At 60.7% G+C, this 694-nt stretch carries 1 protein-coding gene; it reads left to right on the top strand.

From position 1 onward, the window contains the following. Positions 1-663: AlbA family DNA-binding domain-containing protein (locus G6R24_RS21255; protein WP_225438901.1), on the top strand; the 663-nt coding region annotated here is incomplete at its 5' end. Between the last annotated feature and the right edge of the window lie 31 nt (positions 664-694).

Below are 694 nucleotides of genomic sequence, written 5' to 3'. Positions count from 1 at the left end.
CGAGTTCTGCATAAGCCTCGAGGTGTGACTGCCAACGAGGTCGATGCTGCCCTGGCGGCGCCGAGTGACGAGGTGGGGCCGGCGCTCCTCGCACTTCCCGAAGATCAGTGGTTCGAGCGGAAATCCTCCCAGGTCGCATCGAAGGATCTCGCTGTTCCGATTGTCGCCTTTGCGAACGCCGAGGGCGGCACCTTGATCGTCGGTTTGCACTCGGGAAACGTGCAGGGTCTCCGCTCCCACGCGAGGAAGATCAACGAGTTTCGGCAGGTGCCGATCGACTTCACCGTCCCTCCGGTGCGGGCGCGCTTCGAGCAGGTGACCTGCCAGAACGAGGATGGACAGCTCGACACGCTGCTTGTCGTACGAGTCGATCCCAGCGAGCGTGTGCATGAACTGAAGAACGGTGACTGCTACCTCCGGATCGGTGACGAGTCGCGCAGGCTTGGATTTTCTGCTCGGCAGGAACTCGAGTACGACAGGGGTCAGGCTCATTTCGACGGGATGCCGGCCCCCGGAGTTTCGATCGAAGACCTCGATCACAGGCAGCTTTCTGCCTACGGTGAGAGGACCGGATCAACAAGTACCTTCGCGAGGCTGCTGGAGGCGCGTACCCTGGTCACTCGTGACAAGAAAGTCACGAATGCGGGATATCTTGAGGCGTAACTGGTCAGGTAGCGCTTTGATCGTGGGTTAG

This window comes from Candidatus Frankia nodulisporulans (assembly GCF_902806475.1).
Classification (GTDB): Bacteria; Actinomycetota; Actinomycetes; order Frankiales; family Frankiaceae; genus Frankia; species Frankia umida.
The sequence above is the reverse complement of the archived record's forward strand: the minus strand, read 5'-3'. Positions and strand labels throughout refer to the sequence as shown.